Source organism: Leuconostoc sp., from assembly GCF_965300815.1.
The window spans coordinates 1-2,574 of sequence record NZ_CBDKZH010000153.1 but is presented as its reverse complement, the minus strand read 5'-3'; the positions used below and the strand labels follow the sequence as shown (position 1 = coordinate 2,574).

Sequence of the window (2,574 nt, the reverse complement as noted above, 5' to 3'; positions counted from 1 at the left end):
GACGTTGGATGTATACTTCATAGATAAAGATTGATGTCTCTCGTACTGATTTTGTTATAGCTTATTAATATACAAACTGTTAATCCAACCGTGATGAGCCAGTTCGTACCAGATAATACCGTTGTCGTGGTGTTGTTCGTTAATGATGGCGACAAAATCACCATCGGCGACACTGCCAATTGGCAAACCGTAAGGTTCGGCAAAAACTTCAGTCGCTTGATTTGGCAAGAAATTGACAATGGCATTGGGCTGGTCGTTCGCTACGGCATGGGCCTGAATGTAATGAATATTCTCGGCATTTGGTGCTGTGTCTGAAAGCACCATGAGATGCGCTTCGGACCGTAGCCTAGCTTGAGCAGCAAGTTGGTACCAGAATTGACCGTTGGCCGTGATGACACGTAGCGGCGTTGCCCAAAAACTGCCAACCGGAATATTGGCGCTCACAGCTGCCTGATCGTCAGGTGCTTCATAGGCCAACATATCAGCTTGCACGGCAATATACATGGTGATACGGTGGGCATCCCGCCAATTGCTTGGTCGGAAATAGAGATGTAGTGACTGAGGTAAATTACCAAAAATACTGTTGAGATCACCAGAGGCATCAACGTAGGTGTAATTGGTAATTTCAGGGATTGTCACGCTATAAGGCTCACCAACGCCACCATCTAAGCGCGTTGGGGACATGAGTGTTGCTTGGGTAGCAATGTCTTCGTAATAAACCCAAACGGGTGATTCATTTGTCATTAGTTAACCCTCCTTGTTGTACGGCGTTTAGTAGAACCACGTGTCATAAATTGTGACGGGTTCGTGGCGTTTATGCGCACTAGCCAAATATAAGGCTTCAATTTTTTCGGCAAGTGCAGTAGGAACGGTTTGGCCTTCAAGATAGTCATCGATAACGTCATAAGAAACGCCGAGTGCGACTTCATCTGGTAACTGTGGGCGATCATCTTCCAAATCAGCCGTTGGTACTTTTTCATAGAGTGCCGCTGGTGCCGCTAATGCTTGTAACATCGCGCGACCTTGTCGCTTATTCAAACGCCAAAGGGGATTGATGTCGGTGCCGCCATCACCGTACTTAGTAAAGAAACCAGCAAAAGCTTCGGCCGCATGATCCGTCCCAATCACCACGCCCTGATATTCGCGGGCAACTGCATATTGGGCAATCATCCGCATTTTAGGTTTGATTGACCCACGACTCAGGTCATCGACCACTAAACCGCTCTCGCGCAGTGCCAAAGTCATGGCATCTGTCGCCGTTTTTATATTAGTCGTGATGACGCGATCAGCATCGATAAAGGCTAAAGCGGCTAAAGCATCTGGCTCGTCTAATTGCTGACCATAAGGTTGTCTAATGGCAATGAGTTGGTAGGTTTGACCGGTTTCCGTAGTCAGTTCTTGTGTTGCCAGACGCGCGAGTTTACCAGCGAGGGTTGAATCTTGGCCACCAGAGACGGCAATCACATAGCTCGTATATTGTGGATTTTGTAACAAATAATTTTTTAAAAAATCCACAGAACGTCGCACTTCAAGTGCGGGGTCAATGGTTGGTTGAACGTGTAAATCAGCAATGATTTTGGCTTGTAAGGGACGCATATTACTTCTCCTGGAGATTGTGCTGGGCCGCATGAATGGCGGCGTTTTTGGCTGCAGCAAGTGCTGGGGATAGGGTAACCGGATAGGTTGCTGGTTGGTCTAACCGCTTGAACTGTGGGTCGATTGCTGCCAGACGTTGCTTGGCGTAGGCTTGACTATCAGCTAAACTTGGTAGCGTATAAACACGCTGACCAGCAACAAAAATATCTTGGAGCAGTGGGGTGCCGTCATGTGCTTCGTCCGCAAAAGTTAAGACATCACCAGTATGCGTCCGCCAAATTTGCTTTTTACCAGGCGTAGAAATTTTATCGCGATCATCAGAGAGCTTAATCGTATTTTGACCAGCAATATTGACCATTTTGTAAACCGCGCCTAATGCGGGTTGGTCATAAGCGGTGATCAGTTTCGTCCCTACGCCCCAAACATCAATTTGTGCCCCACGGGCTTTTAATGCAGTAATGGTGTACTCATCTAAATCATTAGAAGCATATATTTTGGCTGATGGGAAACCAGCGGCATCTAGCTGCTGGCGAATGGCTTGAGATAGAGCCACCATGTCGCCAGAATCAATGCGGACGCCCTGAAAGTTAATCCGGTCGCCAAATTCTTTAGCCACCTTAATGGCATTTGGCACACCAGAATTGAGGGTATCAAAGGTGTCAACGAGGAAGACGACATCGTGATGGGTGTTAGCATACGCCTTAAAAGCTGTATAGTCATCTTGATAGGCTTGTACTAACGCATGGGCATGGGTACCGGCGACTGGTAGGTCAAATAATTTCCCTGCGCGCACATTGGAAGTGGCGTTAAAGCCACCGATAAACGCTGCGCGGGTACCCCAAAGGGCTGCATCAAATTCTTGGGCGCGTCGTGTGCCAAATTCCATCAGCGGGTCTTGTCCAGCGGCTGTTCGGACACGGGCTGCTTTGGTGGCAATTAACGTTTGAAAGTTAATCATGTTGAGGAGGGCAGTTTCGA

At 47.8% G+C, this 2,574-nt stretch carries 3 protein-coding genes; all 3 read right to left on the bottom strand.

Annotated features, from left to right (window positions below; all coding sequences use genetic code 11):
* Positions 1-54: 54 nt before the first annotated feature.
* A complete protein-coding gene (locus ACW12G_RS07525) occupies positions 55-744 on the bottom strand; it encodes a MucBP domain-containing protein (RefSeq protein WP_455647666.1) in 690 nt (229 codons plus the stop codon).
* 27 nt (positions 745-771) lie between these two features.
* Positions 772-1,596 carry an ammonia-dependent NAD(+) synthetase gene (gene nadE / locus ACW12G_RS07520; protein WP_455647665.1) on the bottom strand — a complete coding sequence of 275 codons (825 nt, stop codon included), beginning with the start codon at positions 1,594-1,596 and terminating at the stop codon, positions 772-774.
* 1 nt (position 1,597) lies between these two features.
* The coding region (gene pncB, locus ACW12G_RS07515) for a nicotinate phosphoribosyltransferase (RefSeq protein WP_455647664.1) at positions 1,598-2,574 on the bottom strand (977 nt) is incomplete at its 5' end.